This window comes from Novosphingobium sp. LASN5T, assembly GCF_003856955.1.
Classification (GTDB): domain Bacteria; phylum Pseudomonadota; class Alphaproteobacteria; order Sphingomonadales; family Sphingomonadaceae; genus Novosphingobium.
In genome coordinates this window covers 59,694-79,080 of record NZ_RQSI01000015.1, presented here as the reverse complement: position 1 = coordinate 79,080, position 19,387 = coordinate 59,694, and the positions used below count along the sequence as shown (strand labels likewise).

General features: G+C 67.9%; 14 protein-coding genes and 1 pseudogene. 7 read left to right on the top strand and 8 right to left on the bottom strand.

What is annotated here, in order from left to right; genetic code table 11:
- Positions 1–6: 6 nt before the first annotated feature.
- From EH199_RS11975 to EH199_RS11955, 5 genes are all read right to left on the bottom strand, one after another.
- Positions 7–1,431: an efflux transporter outer membrane subunit gene (locus EH199_RS11975; RefSeq protein ID WP_124809545.1), complete on the bottom strand. Its 1,425-nt coding sequence runs from the start codon at positions 1,429–1,431 to the stop codon at positions 7–9.
- 12 nt (positions 1,432–1,443) lie between these two features.
- Positions 1,444–4,632, bottom strand: a complete 3,189-nt coding sequence (locus EH199_RS11970) for an efflux RND transporter permease subunit (protein ID WP_124809486.1) — start codon at positions 4,630–4,632, stop codon at positions 1,444–1,446.
- 40 nt (positions 4,633–4,672) lie between these two features.
- Positions 4,673–5,956, bottom strand: a complete 1,284-nt coding sequence (locus EH199_RS11965; protein ID WP_124809485.1) for an efflux RND transporter periplasmic adaptor subunit — start codon at positions 5,954–5,956, stop codon at positions 4,673–4,675.
- A 479-nt stretch (positions 5,957–6,435) separates the two neighbouring features.
- Complete coding sequence (locus EH199_RS11960) at positions 6,436–7,044, bottom strand: TetR/AcrR family transcriptional regulator (RefSeq protein WP_124809484.1); 609 nt, start codon at positions 7,042–7,044, stop codon at positions 6,436–6,438.
- 53 nt (positions 7,045–7,097) lie between these two features.
- Positions 7,098–7,598, bottom strand: a complete 501-nt coding sequence (locus EH199_RS11955) for a DUF159 family protein (RefSeq protein ID WP_124809483.1) — start codon at positions 7,596–7,598, stop codon at positions 7,098–7,100.
- A gap of 168 nt (positions 7,599–7,766) precedes the next feature.
- On the opposite strand from EH199_RS11955, the gene EH199_RS11950 reads away from it, so the two are divergent.
- A complete protein-coding gene (locus tag EH199_RS11950) occupies positions 7,767–9,374 on the top strand; it encodes a hypothetical protein (RefSeq protein ID WP_124809482.1) in 1,608 nt (535 codons plus the stop codon).
- On the opposite strand, the gene EH199_RS11945 is transcribed toward EH199_RS11950, so the two are convergent.
- The 3 genes from EH199_RS11945 to EH199_RS11935 are packed head-to-tail and all read right to left on the bottom strand — an operon-like array spanning position 9,349 to position 13,573.
- A complete protein-coding gene (locus EH199_RS11945) occupies positions 9,349–10,755 on the bottom strand; it encodes an efflux transporter outer membrane subunit (RefSeq protein ID WP_124809481.1) in 1,407 nt (468 codons plus the stop codon). The two genes, EH199_RS11950 and EH199_RS11945, sit on opposite strands and share 26 nt — an antisense overlap.
- The gene (locus EH199_RS11940; RefSeq protein WP_124809480.1) at positions 10,755–11,876 is read right to left on the bottom strand and encodes an HlyD family secretion protein; all 1,122 of its coding nucleotides are present in this window, start codon (positions 11,874–11,876) and stop codon (positions 10,755–10,757) included. The genes EH199_RS11945 and EH199_RS11940 overlap by 1 nt, the downstream gene beginning before the upstream one ends.
- The gene (locus EH199_RS11935; protein ID WP_223806633.1) at positions 11,873–13,573 is read right to left on the bottom strand and encodes an MFS transporter; all 1,701 of its coding nucleotides are present in this window, start codon (positions 13,571–13,573) and stop codon (positions 11,873–11,875) included. Before EH199_RS11935 ends, EH199_RS11940 begins: the two co-directional genes overlap by 4 nt.
- A 200-nt stretch (positions 13,574–13,773) precedes the next feature.
- Here EH199_RS11935 and EH199_RS11930 point away from each other — a divergent pair.
- From EH199_RS11930 to EH199_RS11905, 6 genes and pseudogenes are all read left to right on the top strand, one after another.
- Positions 13,774–13,926 (top strand): annotated as a pseudogene (locus tag EH199_RS11930) (DUF1427 family protein); the annotation flags it as partial.
- A 77-nt stretch (positions 13,927–14,003) separates the two neighbouring features.
- On the top strand, positions 14,004–15,851 hold the full coding sequence (locus tag EH199_RS11925; protein ID WP_124809478.1) for an amidohydrolase: 1,848 nt from the start codon (positions 14,004–14,006) through the stop codon (positions 15,849–15,851).
- Between the two features lie 24 nt (positions 15,852–15,875).
- Complete coding sequence (locus EH199_RS11920; protein WP_124809477.1) at positions 15,876–16,772, top strand: glyoxalase; 897 nt, start codon at positions 15,876–15,878, stop codon at positions 16,770–16,772.
- A gap of 1 nt (position 16,773) precedes the next feature.
- On the top strand, positions 16,774–17,193 hold the full coding sequence (locus EH199_RS11915; RefSeq protein WP_124809476.1) for a DoxX family protein: 420 nt from the start codon (positions 16,774–16,776) through the stop codon (positions 17,191–17,193).
- A 1-nt stretch (position 17,194) separates the two neighbouring features.
- Complete coding sequence (locus tag EH199_RS11910; protein WP_124809475.1) at positions 17,195–18,565, top strand: alginate export family protein; 1,371 nt, start codon at positions 17,195–17,197, stop codon at positions 18,563–18,565.
- 19 nt (positions 18,566–18,584) lie between these two features.
- The gene (locus tag EH199_RS11905; protein WP_124809474.1) at positions 18,585–19,292 is read left to right on the top strand and encodes a YoaK family protein; all 708 of its coding nucleotides are present in this window, start codon (positions 18,585–18,587) and stop codon (positions 19,290–19,292) included.
- The last annotated feature ends 95 nt before the right edge of the window (positions 19,293–19,387 follow it).

The window sequence follows — 19,387 nt, the reverse complement described above, 5'->3', positions numbered from 1 at the left end:
CCTGTCTCAAGCGCGGGGCGGTGAAGCCGCTTCCCAGCCACCGCCCAGAGCGCGGAACACGTCCACTTGCGCGAAGGCCACAGCGCGCTTGGCCGCTGCGAGATCGGCGTCGGCGCTTGCGAGTGTGCGCTGCGCATCGAGCAGCGTCAGGAAATCGATCCGCCCTTCCCGCTGCCGCGCGACGCTGATCGCCGCCGCGCGGGCCGCCGCATCGCGCGCCGCTGTCAGGGTTTGTTCGCGTTCCAGCGCGTGGCTGTAGGATGCCAGCGCCCGCTCGGTTTCCTCCAGCGCGCGCAGCACGGTGCCATCGAATTGCGCCAGCGAGGCCGCGCTGTCGGCCTTGGCCGCCGCGATCCGCGCCCGCACCGGTTCCTGGTTGGGGAACGACCAGTTGATCAGCGGCCCCAGCAGCCAGCGGAACGGTCCGCCGGTGAACGGGTTCGCGCTGCCCAGCGCCGTCGCGCCGATCGATCCGCCCAGCGTGATCCGGGGATAGAGGTCGGCGGTGGCTACGCCCACACGCGCCGCATCGGCCGACAACCGCCGTTCCGCCGCCTTGACGTCGGGCCGGCGCGCCAGCAGCGCCGCGCCGTCGCCCACCGGGATCGGCTGCGCCAATGCAGGCGTGACCGTGCCGGCATTGGCGATCTCGGTCGGCAGCGCCTGCGGCGTCCGGCCGGTCAGCGTCGCCAGCCGGAACAGCGCGGCATCGCGGTCCGCCTGAAGCGCAGGAATCTGCGCCTGCTGCTGATCGCGCAGCGCGGTCACGCGGATCACGTCGAGCCGGTCCGACCGGCCCACCTCGAACCGTGCGGAGGTGATGCGGATCGACCGATCGAGCAGCGCGACGGTCTGCTGCGCCACGGCCAGCCGCTCGGCGGACGTGGTCACATCGAAATAGGCGCGCACCGTATCCGCGATCACCGCCACGCGCACGGCGGCGGCATCCGCTTCGGCGGCTTCCAGATCGCCGCGCGCGGCGGTGATCCCGCTTTTCACGCGGCCGAAGAGATCGACTTCGTAGGAGACATCGAGACCGCCATCGAACGTCCAGCTTTCGCGGTCCACGCCAACGGGCGTCTGCGCGGCGGCCGAGCGGCCATAGTCGGCCGAGGTGGTGACGCCGGTTTGCGGCAGCCTTTGCGAGCGCGCGCCGCGCAGCTGCGCCCGCGCCCGCTCGATCCGTGCCACGGCCACGCGCACGTCGGTATTCTGCGCCAGCGTATCCTCGACCAGGCGATCCAGCCGGGCATCATGATACAGCGTCCACCAGCGGTCCGCCGTCGCCGTCGTGCTGACGGTTGGCGAGGCGCTGCCCAGGAACGGCCCGGCGGCCGCCTGCGGCGCGGCGGGGGGCGTGTAGGCCGGCACCGTGGCGCAGGCGCTGAGCGCCGTGGCGCCCAGCAACAGGGGGAGAAGTTTCCGGATCATCATCGCAGTTCCTTATTCGGCCGGCTGCGGCGCATAGGCGGCAGCGGCGCGGCGGCCACGGCCCAGGCGTTCGCCCAGGCCCCGGCAGACCACGTAGAAAGTGGGCGTGAACAGCAGCCCGAACGCGGTGACCCCGGTCATGCCGAAGAATACCGCCGTGCCCAGCGCCTGCCGCAGTTCCGCCCCTGCCCCGCTCGCCACCACCAGCGGCACCGCGCCGAGGATGAAGGCGAAGCTCGTCATCAGGATCGGGCGCAGCCGCGCGCGGGCGGCGTGGACCGCCGCTTCCACGGGCGACAAGCCGCGTTCCTCTTCCGCCTGCTTGGCGAACTCGACCACCAGGATCGCGTTCTTGGCGGCCAGCGCGATCAGCACGACAAGGCCGATCTGGGTCAGGATGTTGTTGTCCATCCCCCGCAGGTTCACGCCCAGCATCGCCGCGAACAGGCACATCGGCACGATCAGGATGATCGCCAGCGGCAGCGTCAGGCTTTCATACTGCGCCGCGAGCACGAGGAAGACAAAGAACACGGCCATGGCGAAGACCACGCCGGCGGTATTCCCGGCGGTCTTCTGCTGAAAGGCGATGTCGGTCCATTCGCCGCCATAGCCGGCGGGCACGGTCGATGCGGCGAGCTTCTCCATCGTCGTCAGCGATTGCCCGGTCGAATAGCCCGGCGCGGTGCTGCCGTCGATTTCGACCGCCGGCATCAGGTTGTAACGGACCACGCGATAGGGTCCGGTCTTGTCGCGGAAGGTGGAGACCGATCCGATCGGCACCATCTGCCCGGAGTTCGAACGGGTCTTGAGGTTGGCGATGTCCGCCACCGAGCCGCGATGGTCCGCATCAGCCTGAGCCGTTACGCGATAAGTCCGCCCCAGAAGATTGAAATCGTTGACGAATGCGGAGCCGAGATAGACCTGCATCGCTTCGAACACCCGTTCGGGCGGCACGCCCAGCAGATCGGCCTTGCGGCGGTCGACATCCGCGAACACGCGCGGGGTGCCGACATCGAACAGCGTATAGACCTCGCTGAGGCCGGGCTTCTGATTGGCCTTGGCGATCACGTCGCCGGCCACCTTGTTCAGCGCGTCGTAGCCCCGGCCTTCGCGATCCTGCAGCATGTAGCGATAGCCGCCGGCCGCGCCGATGCCCTGGATGACCGGCGGCGGCACCAGCAGGATGCGCGCCTTGTCATAGCCTTCGACGGCCTTGCCCGCCTGCTCCATGATGCCGGCATAAGTCACGCCTTCCGCGCCGCGTTCGGCAAAGCTCTTGAACGGGAAGTAGATCGCGGCCGAATTGGGAGCGGACGTCTGCGACGGGCCGTGGAAGCCGGCGAACATCACCGCGCCGCGCAGGCCCTTGATCGGCAGGATCTTGGCCGCGACCTCGCGCGTCACCGCGTCGGTGCGCTCCAGCGAGGCTCCGGGGGGCAGTTGCACCACCGCCAGGAAGTAGCCCTGATCCTGCGCCGGAATGAACCCGCCGGGCGTCGCCCAGAACAGGCCGATCGTGGCGACGATCAGCGCGGCATAGGTCGCGAGCACCTTCTTGCGGCGGGCCAGCAGCCAGCGCGTGAGGCGGCCATAGCGATCGGACAGGCGATCGAAGCCGGCGTTGAAGCGATCGCCGGCTTGGGCCAGCACGCGCTTCCACTTGGGGGCGGTGGGATCGTCGGCGGCAGACCCGTGCTTGGGGCGCAGCAGCAGCGCGGCGGCGGCCGGAGACAGGGTCAGCGACAGCAGCAGCGAGATCACCGTCGCGGTAGAGATCGTCACGGCGAACTGCTGGTAGAACGCGCCCGAAATGCCGGTGATGAACAGCGTCGGCACGAACACGGCGCACAGCACCAGCACGATCGCGACCAGCGCGGCCGCGACCTCGTCCATCGAGGTGCGCGCGGCCTCCAGCGGGCTCATGCCGTGCTCGATGTTGCGTTCCACGTTCTCCACCACGACGATGGCATCGTCGACGACGATGCCGATCGCCAGGACGAGCCCGAACAGCGAGAGGGAATTGAGCGAATAGCCCACGGCGGCCAGCATCGTTGCCGTGCCGATCAGCGAGACCGGGATGGCGATGATCGGGATGACCGCCGCGCGCCAGTTCTGCAGGAACACCAGGATGACGATGACGACCAGGATCACCGCTTCGAACAGCGTGTGATAGACCGCGTCGATCGACTGGCTGATGAACTCGGTGGGGTTGTAGATCACGCTGTATTCCAGCCCCTTGGGGAACTGCTTGGACAGCGTGTCCATCTCCGCCTTGACCTTGTTGGCGGCATCCAGCGCGTTGGAGCCGGGGCGCTGCATCACCGCCACAACGACGGTGGGCTTGTTCGACAGGTAGGTGTTGATGCCATAGTCCTGCGCGCCAAGCTCCACGCGCGCCACATCACGCACGCGGACCTGATGGCCATCGGCGTCGCTGCGGATGACGACATCGGCGAACTGCTGCGGATCGGTGAGCCGGCCCTGCATCTCCACGCCGATCTGGAAGGCTTCACCACGATTGTAGGGCGGCTGGCCGATAGAACCGGAGGAAACCTGCACGTTCTGCGCGCGCAGCGCCGCGACGATCTCGCCAGCCGTCAGATTGAGTTCGGCCGCGCGACCGGGATCGATCCAGATCCGCATGGCATAGTCGCGCGCGCCGAAAAGCTGCACGTCGCCCACGCCGTCCAGCCGGGCCAGCCGGTCGCGCACTTGAGTCAGCGCATAGTTCGACAGGTAATCGCGGTCGAACGTGCCGTCGGGCGACTGAAGGTTGACCACCATCAGGAAGTTCGGCGTGGTCTTGCGCGTCACCACGCCCAGCCGCTGCACTTCCTCGGGCAGGCGCGGCGTCGCCACGGCGACGCGGTTCTGCACGAGCACCTGCGCGGCATCGAGATCGGTGCCGATCTTGAACGTGACGGTGATCGTAACCTTGCCGTCGCCGGTCGACTGGCTGCTCATGTAGAGCATGTTGTCGACGCCGTTGATCTCCTGCTCGATTGGCGCGGCCACGGTCTGGGCGACGGTTTCGGCGGAGGCGCCGGGGTACTGCGCCGCGACGGTCACCGTCGGCGGCACGATGTCGGGATACTGGCTGACGGGCAGGCCGATGAAAGCCAGCGCGCCGACGACCGAGATGATCACCGCGATCACCGCCGCGAAGATCGGCCGGTCGATGAAGAAGCGCGAGAAACGCATGGAATGGGATTCCTGGGAAAGGAGAAACGGGGCGCGCGGATCAGCGGGCGAACGTCGCCTGCGACGCGGCCGGCGGCGGCGAGCCCCCGGCCTGTGCGGCGGGCGCTTTCGCGGCCTTGATCGGCGCGGCACGGGTCAGGACCTTGGTGCCCGTCGCGGCCGCCTGGGTGTTGGAAACGATCACCCGGTCGGTAGGCGCCAAGCCGGAACGGATCACGCGCAGGCCATCGACCACGGGGCCGAGTTCCACCGGCTTGGCCGCCACGACGCCGTCGGTTCCAGCCACCAGCACGACCTTGCGCGCCTGATCGGACTGGATCGCCTCGTCGGGGACCAGCAGGGCATCGACCTCACCCCCGTTCGACAGGCGCATGTTGCCGAACATGCCGGCGGTCAGGAACAGGTCCGGGTTGGACAGCACGGCGCGGCCGCGAATGGTGCCGGAGCGCGGATCGAGGCCGTTGTCGGTGAAATCGAGCCGGCCCTTCCAGCGGAAATCGCCTTCGTCCTGAAGGCGGATCTCCACCTCGCCGCCGCCCTTGCCTTCAGCGCGATCGCGCTGGGTCTTCAGGAACAGCGCTTCCGAGGCATCAAAGGTGAAGTAAATCGGATCGAGCGCGTTGATCGTGGTCAGCAGCGTGGCATTGGCCGCGTCCGCTCCCGAAACCAGGTTGCCGACATCGATCCGGCGGTCCGAAACCCGCCCGGTGATCGGTGCGCGCACCACGGTGAATTCCACGTTGAGCGCCAGCTGCCGCACCCGCGCGTCGGCGGCGGCCAGCGCGGCCTGCGCGGCCTGCAGCCGGGCGCGCAGCGAATCGACTTCGGCGGCGGAGACGGCCTCGTCGCCACTCAGGCGGCTGACGCGCCCGTAGTCGGCCTGCGCCAGCCGCAGGGCGCTGCGCGCGCTGGCGGCGTTGGCGCGCGCTTCGGCCAGCGCGGCCAGGAACGGGCGCTGGTCGATGGTGAACAGCGGCTGCCCCTTGCGCACGATATCGCCGTCATGGAAATGCAGCGCCACGATCTGCCCGGACACGCGCGGGCGGACTTCCACCGCCTGGCTGGGCGCGAAACGGCCGACGTAATCGTCCCACAGCACCACCTTGCGCACCAGCGGCACGGCAACGCCGACGGTCGGCTGCGGCATCACGGCGGCCTCGGCCTGAGGCCGGTCGAACGCCTTCCAGCCGGCACCACCCGCCAGCGCCAGCCCGATCGCGACCAGCGCAGCCGTCCGCCAGCGGCGGCGGGGGCGGCGTTCCTTGCCGGGCGCTTCCACGGGGATGGTCGGCATTTCGGCCTGGATGCGTGAGACCATGTTCATTGCAAGACTCCGTCATTGGCAGACGCGCCCGCGCAACGCCGGATGCGCCCTGCACCGGCTTGACGGACACGAAAATGGGAACGCCGTTCGCACGCGGGCGAAGCGGACGGGGCTGCGCGGCTCGCGCCACGCAAAGGATGCAGCCGGCTCCGGCACGTGGGCGGCATGCGCACGCGCTCGCGACGCCGGAACCGGCTGCGGGAGGAGCGGAAGGGCACGCCGACCGGGGTGAGATTCGGCGGGCGTCTTCCGCAGGGGCTGATGGGCACGCCCCGCCCCAGAGAGCGAAGTGTGCGGCTATTCTAGAAAATCGGGCTCAACAGATCGGTTGGACACAACCCCCTCCCGGATGCCTCTGCTTTATTCCATACCATGCGGTATATAATATGGAGCGATGGGGCGTCAACCGGAATTTTGTACCGATTAGTAGATTAAATGAGGGAATGCAAAAAGATTTGCTTTTCCAGCGGGTTGATCACCTATCGACCGGGCCACACAGCCAGCGTCATATCCACCAGTTGCGCCAGTTGCTCGGGCGTGGCGCCCGCGCCCGCCTGGACGCCCATGCCCTGCATCACGGCATTGAGATAGGCTGCCAGAGCTGCCGGATCGATGCTTTCGGGAAAGTCCCCTTCCGTCTTCGCGCGCTCCAACCGTTCCACCAACGCCTGTTCCGACGAGGCGCGGCGCGCGATCACTTCTTCCTTGATCGTATCGGCGTGAGTCGTGCAGGCCACCATGCTGATCACGCCGAGGCAAGCGCGCGGATCGGGCTCGCCCGTCTGCAGGGCCAGCGCGCCGCGCAGCAGCTTTTCCGCCACTGCCTTTGCCGTAGGCTCCTGAAGCGCGGATTTCACGTAGCAGAGCTTGTCCCGCTCGTAGAGATCGAGCGCCTTGCGGAACAACGCCTCCTTGTTGCCGAAGCAGGCGTAGAGGCTGGGCTTGGTAATGCCCATCGCCTCGGTCAGCTCGGCCATGGACGCGCCTTCGTATCCGCGCAGCCAGAACACCTGGAGCGCGGCGGCCAGCGCTTCTTCGGGATCGAACTCCCGGGGGCGGCCCCTGCCGGATTGAACTGCCATTTCCATACCGGGCGGTATATAGATACGGGAAGCGGTCTCGTCCAGAGGCCGGCCGAGATTCAGCGCAGAGACTCCTCGATCAGGAGACGGGCAATCTTGATGTCGGCCCGCAGCCAGACGTCGTATGTTTCGGGCCGCAGGATGACGGGCAGCGGGGCGGGCGTGCCCGAAGTCAGGATGGCAAAGCTTGGAATTTCGGAATCCCGCCATATGCCGGCCACGGCAAGCAGCGGCGCCGCGGGATCGGTGAACCAGCTATCGCCCTGGCGATAATGCGTCATGGGAACAAGGCAGCGAAACTGCGTGTGCCGCAGCGTGCCTATCCAGAACGGGCTGTCCAGGTTGCGGACGAAAGGGATCAGGTGTTCGCCGCGTGGAGGAGGCGGGACACCCCACTGACGCGGGACGAGGTGGCGCCCTTTCTCCCGGGTGGTCACGATCACCGGCGCGTAGCCGCCGGGTTCGACCATACCACCCTGCCAAACGTCTCCGTCGATATCGGCACCCAGATCCTTTGCGATCTGCTGCGCCGAAGCATCGATACGATAGGCCGGCGCCATCGCGGCTAGCCCAGCCTCAGTCCGAGTTCGGCAATCAGTTGCCCGGCCGTCAGTGCGACTATATCGACGCGCGCCAGCCTTACTCGATCAGCCGTCCCGACGGGGTCTGTGTTGGAAATCATCATTCCTGATAGGACTTTGTTCCGATCTTGGTAAAGACGCCGCACCATGACAATGACGCACCGATGGCAGGCTTGGCGGAGATTTTCCGAGCGTAGAAGCAGCCATGCCGACGGTCGTTCCACCGCCAAGTGGTTCGGCACCTGGCTCGACTGGCTCCTGATCCCGGTCTTCCTCCTGTTCTTCACGACCCGTCTCGTGCCCGAACCCGTGGCGGACCGGTCGCTCTATCAGTCCGTTGCCGAGCGGATGCTGGCCGGCGATCGGCTCTATGTCGATGTGATCGATAACAAGGACCCGCTGTTCTACTACGCCATCGCGGTGCAGCGCCTGATCGGTCCTCTTGCGGAATACGGCTTCGAGCTGGCTTGCGTGGGCGGGGCCGCGCTGATCGCTGCGGCCCTGGCGCGGCGTTTCCATCCCGGATGCGTTCTGGGCCAGCGACTGGTCCTCGTGGCATCGGCCTTCATGCTGACCGGGCCGATGTACGATCGGGGCGGCAGCATTCCGCCGGGAATCGTGCTGACGCTGGCGACCATCGGCCTTGCCACGTCAGGACGCAGCATCGCCACCGGCGTGGCGCTGGCGGCCCTGCTGCTCACCAAGCTGATCTACGCGCCGATCGCGCTGGCGTTTGTGCTGGTTCACGCGATTGCCCGATACACCCCGCGCGAACCGGCCGCCGGGTTCCTGTGGCGATGCGGATCGGCCTGCGCGCTCGCTTCGGCCATCGTTCTGGCGGGTCTGGCCATGCGCGGGGAACTGCACGGCTATCTGGCAGCCCAGCAGGCGAATCTGTTCTATTCGCAAAGCAACGTCTTTTCCGCGCCGACGCTGATCGGCAACATCGGGAATCACGCGCTTACCGCGCTGTATTTCGGCAAGGCGATACTGGCGCTGTCGCTCGCGGCGTTCCTGTTCCTGCTGGTCCGGTTCCTGCGCGCGCCGGCAGGTGACGCGCTGCGCCCGTTTCTGGCGGGATGCCTCGCGATCTACCCCGTTTCGCTTGCCGTGATCGGCCTGACGGCCATCTGGGGGCCGCACCTCGCCGTGCTCCATGTCTTTCTGGCGCTGGCGGCGGCAGTGGCGATCCCGGACCTGCTGGCCAGCTACGGCCCGCTCATCGCCTTGCCGGTGATCCTCGGGGCGGCAGGGGTGCTGTCCTTTGCCGGCGCGGAGACTTGGACAGACGACAGCCCGCTGGACTTCTTCGACCGCCTGGAGGAACTCGATGCCGACCCGCCCGAAGCCATCGCGCTTCACCAGGTGGCGGGGCCGGCTCCGGTCCGCTACGCGCGGCTGGGCTCCGACAATGATCTACATCATGCTTCGGGCACGCGGTCGGACCGGCTCGTCTGCCCGCGCTTCTTCCAGTACCGGTTCACCGACGCCAAGGTGCTCGATGGCATATTGGCCTGCGCCGTGAAGGCGGATTACCTCATCGTGGATTTTCCCGAGGATCAGCCGCTGGTACCGGGCACTTTCGTGACGCCCGTTGCCGATTTTGCCGAACTCAACCGGCGCTGGCAGGGCTTCACCGCGGCCGCCGAAGCGATGCTGCAACGCGGGTTCCACTGCGTGAGCGCAGGCGATACCATCCGGATATGCCGGCGCACGAACCGTCCTGCGGTCACTTCCGGTTCTGGGGATCGGTAGCCGCTCTTTCGGGCATCCATCCCCCACCCAGTGCCTGGAACAAGGCCACGCGCGCCGTCAGCGCGTCGGATTGGGACTGGATCAAGGCCAGTTCCGCGGCGAGCAGGCCGCGCTGGGCATCGAGCTGTTCGAGATAGGGCGAATAGCCGGACGCATAGCGCGCGCTGGCATGCCGGTATGCCCGTGCCAGCGCATCGCGTTGCGCGGTCAGGATGGCGGCCTGCTCGTCGGTGCGAACAACGGTAACCAGCGCATCGTTGACTTCGCGGAAGGCGTTGAGCGCGACCTTGCGATAGGCGAACGCGGCCGCATCGCGCTGCGCCGCCGCACTTTCCGCGCCGGCGCGCAGGCGGCCGCCTTCGAACAGCGGCGCCAGCACGCTGCCCCCTGCCGCCCAGATCGTGATCGGATCGGCGAGCAGTGTCGACAACGCCGCTCCCGCCGAAGCCGAAAGCCGCACTTGTGGCAGGAAGCGCTTGCGCGCCGCCGCCAGAGCATGATCGGCCCCGGCCAGCTGCCATTCCGCCTGTGCGACATCGGGACGGCGGCGCAGCAGGTCGGACGGCAGCGCCTCGGGGATTGCCGGCTCGTGCAGCGCGGCCAGCGTGGTGCCGCGCGCGACATCGCCGGGAAGATCGCCCGCCAGCACGCGCAATCCGTTTTCCTGCCGGGCAATGCCCTGTTCGATCGCCGGGATGATCTGCGCGGCAGACTGGTATTCGGCTTCGGCCTGCGCCAGTTCCAGCCGCGAGGCATAGCCGGCGTCGGTCCGGCGCCGGATCAGGCCCAGCGCCTGTTCGCGCGCGGCGAGCGTCGCCCGCGCAACCTCAAGCCGGGCATCCAGCGCGCGCAGCGTGATATACCCGCTCGCCACCGCCGACGCGATCGACAGATGCACGGCATCACGCGCCGCCTCGCTGGCGAACCACGCGGACCGGGCCGCCGACGCCTGATCGGACAGGCGGCCGAACAGATCGACTTCCCATGCCACCTGCAGCTGCGGTTGCGCGGCGGTCTGCTCGGCCGGCTTGCCGAAGGCATTGACGCTGCGCGATTGGGCCGCCGCGCCGGTGGCGTCCAGGGTGGGCAGCAAGGCGGCGCGCGCCGCCATCTCCTGCGCCTTCGCATCGCGCACGCGCGCGGCGGCGATGGCGATATCGGGATTGCCGGCCAGGGCATGATCGATCAGCCCCGTCATCACCGGGTCCCCGAATGCCTGCCACCAGGCCGGTTCGACCAGGCCGGACTGCGCGGTATCGACCCGCCATTCCGCCGGCGGCACCACGGGCGCCACCTGAGCCGTCTCGATACGCGGGCCGGCGCAGGCTGCCAGCGCGGCACAGAGCGCCACGGGAAGCGGATGGATCGCGGTGCGGCGCATCAGTGCCTCGTCGCCACGCGCACTTCGACCGACATGCCCGGCCGCAGGTGGGCCGCCGCTGCCTGCCCGGGATCGATGCGGATGCGCACCGCGATCCGCTGGGGAATCTTGACGAAGTTGCCGGTGGCGTTGTCGGGCTTGAGCACCGCGAATTCGGACCCCGCCGCCGGCGAGAGGTTCTCCACCTTGCCCGTCAGCTTCGTTCCGTTCAGCGCGTCGACACGGAACGTCACCGGCTGGCCGATCCGCATCCCGCTGGTCTGCGCCTCCTTGAAATTGGCGATGATCCAGAAGTCGTTGGGCACCAGGAACATGAGCTGCGTGCCCGCCGTGACAAAGGCCCCGTTGCGCACCCCGATCTCCGAAAGCTGGCCGTCCGACGGCGCGCGGATCACGGTGTTGTCGAGATCGACCTGCGCCAGCCGGAGCTGCGCCTTCGCCCCTTCCACCGCCGCTTCCAGCCCGCCCCGGCCGACCAGCACCGAACGGACGTCCTGCTGGCCGACCTGCTGCGTTGCCGATGCCTGCCGCACGCCCGCCTGCGCCGCCAGCAACGCGGCGCGCGTCTGGTCGCGCTCGCGTTCGGAAATCGATCCATCGGCCACCAGCGCGTTCGCGCGCTTCATGTCAGCCTCGGCCCGCACGAGCTGCGCTTGCGCATTGGCGATCCCGGCTTCCTGCCCGGTCAGCGCCGCTTCGCGCGCGCGCTGGCTCTGCTGCGAATTGGCGAGCGCGGCCAGTTGCGCGGCTAGGTTCGCCTTGGCCTGTTCGACCCGCGCCGCATAGATGCGGTCATCGATCGTGGCCAGCACCTGCCCGGCCTTCACCTGCGCGAAGTCGCGAACCGGCACGGACGTCACATAGCCGCTCACCTGCGGGCTGATCACGGTGACCCTGCCCCGCACATAGGCGTTGTCCGTGCCCTCGCTCCAGCCCGCGAACGGGGGCAATTGCCAAGCGTAAAGGATCGCCAGCGCCGCCGCCACGGCGATCGTGGCGATGACGATCACGGTCAGGCGGCTCTTGGCCGGCGGCCTCCAGCCGTTGGGCACGGGGTTGACCTGTGGATCGGCCGGGGCCGGTTCCGCCCTGATCGTTTCGCTTGGCCCCTGATCCGTCATGCGCTTTCCCCGTTTCGCCCCGTGGCGGGACTCGTCATCGCGGCCGCCTGCTCGGCCATCTTCTGTTGCAGGAGAATCACCGGCGAAATCTCGTGCCGTCGCAGGATCGCGCGGCGGATCGCCACGCCCCACAGGGCCGCTGCCACGGCCAGCACGCAGACCACCAGAAAGAGATCGTTGAAGGCAAGAATATGCGCCTCGCGCGTGGTCTGCTGCGAAAGCAGGGCAACGCCTTCCGCGCTCCGCAGCGCCGGATCGCCGATCACCGGCGCGACCGCGCCCGAACCTGCCCGCACGCGCAAGGCCACCTGCGGATCGGTCATGACCACGTCCTGCACCAGTTCGTGCGAATGGTACTTCTCTCGCACCGTCTCGAACGTGCCGAGGGCGGCGGTGCCGACAAGACCGCCGATGCTCTGGCTCAGGCTGAACAGAACCACGAAGCTGATGAAATTGCGCGGTCCGGCCAGCAGCGTCCGGGCCATGCCGATGACCATCGCCTGCGCCATGAACAGCAGCGAGGCGAACCCGATCAGCGCCTGGCTGAAATAGAACATCTCCGGCCGGCTGAGGTTGGTCGATCCCGCATCGATGAAAGCCCCGATCGCGATAAGCACGGCCGACAGCGTGATCGGGCGCGTAAGATTCTCGGGATTGAAGGTCAGCACCGCCACGGTCATGCCTGCGATCGAGGCCAGCACGATCACGAGGTTCAACGTGACCATCTGGTCGTTGATCATGCCCACCACGTTGAGCAGGCCTACCGACCCGAACGCCTGTTCCGACAGCAGAATGCGCACGGAGGCCGCCACGGCCATCAGCCGCAGCATCTCGCGCGTGCCCAGCCAGCGCGTGTTGATCAGTGGGTTCTCGCGGAAATGCTCGATCAGCAGCGCCCCCGCAATCATCACCATGCTGCCGGCCAGCGCCCATCCGATCCACGTACGGTCGGTCCACCATTCGATGCGGCCCTGCGTCAGCGCCGCAATCAGCAGCCACAGGCCCGGCCCGAGCAACGCAAAGGTGAGGAAATCGGAGCGCTCGAACACCTTGAACCGCTCGCTCGGCGGCAGGGGCAGCATCATGATCGCCGCCAGCATGGCCAGCGCCAGCCCCAGCTCGAACCAATAGAGCATGTGCCAGTCGCCCCATTCCAGCAGGCCTGGCGAAAGCACGCGCGCCAGCGGCGTCGCCAGCTGCGGAATGGAGATGCCCAGCATCACCCCGACCAGCCGCTTTGGCGCGGGCATGGCCTGCATCAGATAGAGGATGGTCAGCGACGTGAGCGCCGCCGCCGCCATGCCGCTGGCCGCGCGCACCAGCACCGACGACCAGAAGCCGTGGACGAACAGGTGCAGCAGCGTCGCCAGCGCATAGGCGCCCAGCATGTACCGGACGAAACTCTGCAGGCCGAACTGTTGCCGGAACTTCACCAGCAGCAGGTTCGCCGTGGTGTTGGTCATGAGATAGGCCGCCGTCAGCCAGGCCGCCTCGTTGGAATAGAGGCCGAGCGTGCCCTGCGCGAAGTTGAGATTGACCGCCACCAGCGCATTGCCCAAGCCTGCGGTCACGCCAATCAGCACGCCGACCGCGAAATAACCCACGCGCCGCCGCGCGGGATGATCGGGATTGGCGGGCGACCCTGGCAGGGTGGGCCGTTCATGCGGTTTGAACTGATAGACGTCCTGTCCGTCCACGCCGCCCCCAGCCGCCAGAATGGCAACGATCCGAACACTATAGGGCGCGTCGCAGGGACAGGCAACGCGGTCTGCGGCTTTTTCAAACTTTTCTATTTTTCGGAAAAGCTTGAACCAATTTATCCTGATTTTCGGAAAATCCCCGCCGCGTATTCTGCCGCTCGAAATCACGGAAACCTTCCAGGCACGGGGAAGCCGCCATGAAGAACCACCTGCTCTCGCTGGGCGCCGGCACATTGATCGGCATCCTTTATGCCCTGCTGGGCGTACATTCGCCAGCGCCTCCGGTCATCGCCCTGGTCGGCTTGCTGGGGATGCTGGCCGGAGAACGGGCCGGGTCCTTCGCCCGGCGGACCGCGCTCCACCGCGATCTTCCAACCGACTGAACCGCATCCGGGCCGGCACGTCGGCCCACCCGAGGGGAAAGCCCATGTCCGATCTTATTCTCGTGAACGCGCAGGTAACGACGCTTGATCGCGCCAATCCGGTGGCGGAGGCTGTTGCGGTGCGCGATGGGAGGTTTCTGGTGGTGGGGAGCGAGGCGGAAGTCCGCGCCGCGGCCTTGCCCGATGCGCGGGTGATCGATGCCGGGGGCCGCCGCGTCATTCCGGGGCTGATCGACAGCCACATGCACATCATCCGCGGTGGCCTGAACTTCAACATGGAACTGCGCTGGGACGGCGTGCCCTCGCTGGCCGAGGCGATGGCCATGCTGAAGCAGCAGGTCGATCGCACCCCCGCGCCGCAATGGGTGCGCGTGGTCGGCGGCTTCACCGAGCACCAGTTCGCCGAGAAGCGCCTGCCGACGATCGCCGAGCTCAACGCCGTTGCGCCCGATACGCCGGTGTTCATCCTGCACCTCTACGACCGCGCGCTGCTCAACGCCGCCGCGCTGCGGGTGGTGGGCTACACGAAGGACACGCCCAATCCGCCCGGTGGCGAGATCGTGCGCGATGCGGCCGGCAACCCGACCGGCCTGCTGCTGGCCCAGCCCAACGCCACGATCCTCTATTCGACGCTGGCCAAGGGGCCCAAACTTCCCGAGGACTATCAGATCAATTCCACCCGTCACTTCATGCGCGATGTGAACAGTCTGGGCGTGACCGGCGTGATCGATGCCGGCGGCGGCTTCCAGAACTATCCCGACGACTACCGGATCATCGAGAAGCTGCACCAGGACGGCGAACTGACCGTGCGCGTCAGCTACAACCTGTTCACGCAGAAGCCCAAGGAGGAACTCGCCGACTTCAGCGGCTGGGTGAAGCAGGTCAGCCCGGGCCAGGGCGACGACAGCTACCGCCACAACGGCGCGGGCGAGATGCTGGTCTATTCGGCCGCCGACTTCGAGGACTTCCGCGTCGCCCGGCCCGACATGCCGCCGAGCATGGAAGGCGATCTCGAACCGGTGATCCGCCTGCTGGCCGAACACCGCTGGCCCTGGCGCCTCCACGCCACCTACGACCAGACCATCGGCCGCGCGCTCGACGTGTTCGAGAAGGTCCACCGCGATATCCCGCTGACCGGGATCAACTGGTTCTTCGACCATGCCGAGACGATCAGCGACCGCAACATCGACCGCATCGCCGCGCTGGGCGGCGGCATCGCCGTGCAGCACCGCATGGCCTATCAGGGCGAATACTTCGTCGAACGCTATGGCGCCAGGGCGGCCGAGCGCACCCCGCCGATCACGAGGATGATCGCCGCGGGCATCCCGGTGGGCGCGGGCACGGATGCCACGCGCGTCGCCAGCTACAACCCGTGGGTGTCGCTGGCCTGGCTGGTCACCGGGCGCACGGTGGGCGGGCTCGCGCTCTATCCCGGCGCCAACCGCGTCAGCCGGGAAAAGGCCCTGGCGATGTGGACCTACGAGAATACGTGGTTTTCCAACGAAGTGGGGAAGAAAGGTCAGATCAAGGCGGAGCAGCTTGCCGATCTGGCGGTGCTGTCGGACGATTACTTCAGCGTGCCCGAGCACGCGATCGTCCACATCCGCTCGGTCCTGACGCTGCTGGGCGGCAAGGTCGTCCATGGCGAGGGGGACTATGCGCCGCTCGCCCCGGCCCTGCCGCGCCCGATGCCCGACTGGTCGCCGGTCGCGACCTTCGGCGGCTACCACAAGACGCCCGAGGCGCGGGCCAGGCTCGCTTCGGCCTGCGGTTGCCACTCCGCCTGCGGCGTCCATGGCCACGATCACGCCGCCGCGCTGGGCGCGTCCGTGCCGGCGGCCGACGTGCAGACCTTCTGGGGCGCGCTCGGCTGCGGCTGCTGGGCGGTCTGATCCCGGGAACACAGGAGAAATCACATGAGAAAGCTTGCCTATCTTGCTGCTGTCAGTCTGGTTCTGTCCGCACCGGCAGCGTTCGCGCGCGATGCCGCCGCCGCCGCCGCCGACTACGCCGTGGGGCCGCAGTACGACACGACCCATGTCTACGTGCCCGAAGACGCCTTCGACACCTTCGTCGCCAGCTTCGTCGCCACCTTCGGCGGCAGCACCAGCAAGCAGGGCGAATTCCAGGTCACGCCCACCAGGAGCCTGACCAAGTCGCAGCTTGCGCTGACGCCCGCCGGCACGGTGTCCGCCTTCGGCTTCAAGACGCCGATCCCCTACCCCTTCGGCGACGAGCGCACCGGCTATCTGGTGACCGACATGGACGCCGCCATCGCTTCCGCGGTGAAGCATGGCGCGGTGCGCCGGCTCGATGCCTTTCCCGATCCGATCGGGCGCGACGTGGTGATCCAGTGGCCGGGCGGCGTGAACATGCAGCTCTACTGGCACACCGCCAAGCCGAGCTACGCGCCGCTCGCCACCGTGCCCGAGAACCGCATCTACCTGACGGCCGATGCCGCCGACCGCTTCATCGCGAGCTGGACCGGCTTCGCGCACGGCCGGGTCACGGCGGACAACCGCGCCGCATCGGGGGCCGAGGTGGGCCAGCCCGGCAAGACGATCCGCCGCGTCGCCATCGACAGCGGCTATGGCCGGATGGTCGTCTTCGTCACCGACGGGCAGCTTCCCTGGCCCTATGGCCGCGACATGACCGGCTACGAGACGGCGGATCTGGCCGCCACGCTGACGCGGGCCAAGGCCGCCGGTGTCGAGACGCTGGTCGCCCCGTTCACCGCCAACGCCCGCCAGAGCGCGATCGTGCGCTTCCCCGGCGGCTATATCGCCGAAATCCACGCCGCGGCGGCGCAGTGACATGGCCGCCGATGCCCCGCCCCGCTTCGTGGACCAGCTGCTCGGCTGGACGCCGACGTGGTTCGCCGCCCGCCTGCTACTGGTCAGCGCCTACCTTCTGGGCGGCGTGACCAAGCTGGCGGACTGGCCGGGCGCGCTGGCGGAGCAGGCGCATTTTGGATTGCATCCCGCTGGCTTATGGGCCGCTCTTACCATTCTTGTCGAGATCACCGGTCCGCTGCTGATCCTTGCCGGCCGCCTCGTCTGGCTGGGCGCCGGCATGCTCGGCGTGTTCACGCTTCTGGCGGCCACGCTGGCCAACGCCTTCTGGACCCTGCCCGCCGGCGCGGACCGGTTCATGGCGACCAACGCCTTCTTCGAGCACCTCGGGCTGGCGGGCGGCTTCGTGCTGGTGGCGCTGGTGGCGCGACAGGCGCGGTGACATGGCGCGCCGTGTCCTCCTCGCGCTGCTGCTCGCCGTGCCGTCCTCGCTACGGCCCGCCCCGGCGGCCGCCCAGACCGCCGAAGCCTGGCAGGCGCCGACGCTGAGCATCACGCGCTATGACGAGGACTGGTCGGACCTGGCCGACGCGGCAAAGCGCGCCCACCACTGGACCGGCCCCTTCAAGTACATGCCGCTGGGCGATGATGCCTGGCTGTCCACGGGCATCGAGGTGCGCCTGCGCAACGAGAACAACCGCAACGCGCTGTGGGGCGGCGCGCAGGCGCCCGACGACAGCTTCCTGTGGGTGCGCGCGCTGCCCTATGCCGATCTCCATGCCGGGCCGGTGCGCCTGTTCGCCCAGCCCATCGTCGCCTATGCCGCCGGCGTCGCCCCCGCCCCCGGGCCGGTCGACCGCACCGGGATCGACCTGCTGCAAGGCTTCGCCGAAGTGGGCACGGGGCCGGTCACCCTGCGCGCCGGGCGCCAGATGCTCTCGCTCGGCACCGAACGGCTCGTCGGCACGCGCTATGGCCCGAACGTGCCGCTGGCCTTCGACGGCGTGCGCGCCATCGTTACCCACGGGCCGGCGCAGCTCAGCCTGCTGGCGGTGAAGCCGGTGGTCTCGGGCCCCGGCAACTTCGACGATCGCACGTCCCCCACGAAAGCGCTGTGGGGCGCTTACGCCACGGTGCCGGGCCTCGACCTCTACTATCTCGGCTATCGCAACCGCGATGCCCGCTTCGGCGGGGCATCCGGCCAGGAACGGCGCCACACGATCGGCGCGCGGCTCCACGGCGCGCGCGCCGACTGGCACTGGAACGTCGAGGGTGTCTACCAGTTCGGGAATTTTGCGGGGCGGCCGATCGCCGCCTGGACGCTGGGCAGCGAGGTGGGCCGCGCCGTGCCGCTGGGCCACCTCTCGCCCGACGTGACCGTGCGCTTCAACGTGGTCAGCGGCGACCGCAATCCGCGCGATAATCATCTCGGCACGTTCAACGCGCTGTTCCCCAAGGGCAAGTACTTCGGCGAGCTTTCTCCCGTGGGGCCGACCAACATCGTCAGCCTCAATCCCCGGATCAGCGCGCCGCTGGGCCAGGGCTGGTCCGCCAGCATCGCCGCCATGGCCTATTGGCGCTACACGGCGGGCGACGGCGTCTATGACATTCCCGGCAACCTGATCCGCGCGCCCGGCACCAGCCGCGCCCGCTTCATCGGCAAGGAAGCCGAAGCCACGCTGGCCTGGCAAACCACGGCCGAACTGGAACTGTCCGGCTCCCTCTCGGTCTTCACACCAGGCACCTTCATCCGCGAAACCGGCCCCGCACACACCATCACCATGATCGGCTTCGAAAGCAATTTCCGTTTTTAGGACCAAGGAAGAACAAGCAATGTCTGAATCCGGCAAACCGTCGACCTCGCCCCTTCCGGGCCTGCTGCTGCTGTTGTCGGTCACCACCGGGCTGGTCGATGCGGTCAGCGTGCTGGGGCTTGGCAAGGTGTTCACCGCCAACATGACCGGGAACATCGTCTTCCTGGGCTTCGCCGCCGCCGGCACCCCCGGCTTCCGCATTGCGCCCTATCTCGTCGCGCTGCTCGCCTTCTTCGGCGGTGCGCTGTTGGCGGGCCGGGTCGGCCAGCGGTTCGGCCGCGAGCCGCTGCGCCGCTGGCTGACCATCTCCGCCCTGATCGAGACCATCGCCTTGTGGCTGGCGGCGGCGGTGGCGCTGACCTTCCGCGTGCCGGCACAGGAGCCGGAGGCCGCATTGTTCGCGATCATCGCGTTGACCGCCATCGCCATGGGTTTCCGCAACGCCACCGTCCGCCAGCTCAAGGTGCCGGACCTCACTACTACCGTCCTGACGCTCACCATCACCGGCATCGCCGCCGATTCCCATCTGGCGGGGGGCGGCAACCCCAATCTTTCCCGCAGGCTCGGCGCGATCCTGGCCATTTTCGCGGGCGCGGCCGGGGGCGCGTTGATGGTCATCCATGCCGGTCTTGTCCTGCCGTTGTGCGTGGCGGGAGCGATCATCATGAGCGGTACGCTCGCCTGCGTGCGCCATCCCGCCGCCGCCATGCCTCATACGGGCGGATAACGCCCGAAATGCCAACCCATCGATGGCGCAAATAGAGAATTCATTGGCGCAAATTCAAAAGAAACTATTCTGGGCCTGAACTAGGAAGAACACAG

Bases quoted from the DNA above. Each gene is read 5' to 3' on its own strand.
- EH199_RS11975 (WP_124809545.1), bottom strand. From the start codon at position 1,431: ATGATCCGGAAACTTCTCCCCCTGTTGCTGGGCGCCACGGCGCTCAGC.
- EH199_RS11970 (WP_124809486.1), bottom strand. From the start codon at position 4,632: ATGCGTTTCTCGCGCTTCTTCATCGACCGGCCGATCTTCGCGGCGGTG.
- EH199_RS11965 (WP_124809485.1), bottom strand. From the start codon at position 5,956: ATGAACATGGTCTCACGCATCCAGGCCGAAATGCCGACCATCCCCGTG.
- EH199_RS11960 (WP_124809484.1), bottom strand. From the start codon at position 7,044: ATGGAAATGGCAGTTCAATCCGGCAGGGGCCGCCCCCGGGAGTTCGAT.
- EH199_RS11955 (WP_124809483.1), bottom strand. From the start codon at position 7,598: ATGGCGCCGGCCTATCGTATCGATGCTTCGGCGCAGCAGATCGCAAAG.
- EH199_RS11950 (WP_124809482.1), top strand. From the start codon at position 7,767: ATGACAATGACGCACCGATGGCAGGCTTGGCGGAGATTTTCCGAGCGT.
- EH199_RS11945 (WP_124809481.1), bottom strand. From the start codon at position 10,755: ATGCGCCGCACCGCGATCCATCCGCTTCCCGTGGCGCTCTGTGCCGCG.
- EH199_RS11940 (WP_124809480.1), bottom strand. From the start codon at position 11,876: ATGACGGATCAGGGGCCAAGCGAAACGATCAGGGCGGAACCGGCCCCG.
- EH199_RS11925 (WP_124809478.1), top strand. From the start codon at position 14,004: ATGTCCGATCTTATTCTCGTGAACGCGCAGGTAACGACGCTTGATCGC.
- EH199_RS11920 (WP_124809477.1), top strand. From the start codon at position 15,876: ATGAGAAAGCTTGCCTATCTTGCTGCTGTCAGTCTGGTTCTGTCCGCA.
- EH199_RS11915 (WP_124809476.1), top strand. From the start codon at position 16,774: ATGGCCGCCGATGCCCCGCCCCGCTTCGTGGACCAGCTGCTCGGCTGG.
- EH199_RS11910 (WP_124809475.1), top strand. From the start codon at position 17,195: ATGGCGCGCCGTGTCCTCCTCGCGCTGCTGCTCGCCGTGCCGTCCTCG.
- EH199_RS11905 (WP_124809474.1), top strand. From the start codon at position 18,585: ATGTCTGAATCCGGCAAACCGTCGACCTCGCCCCTTCCGGGCCTGCTG.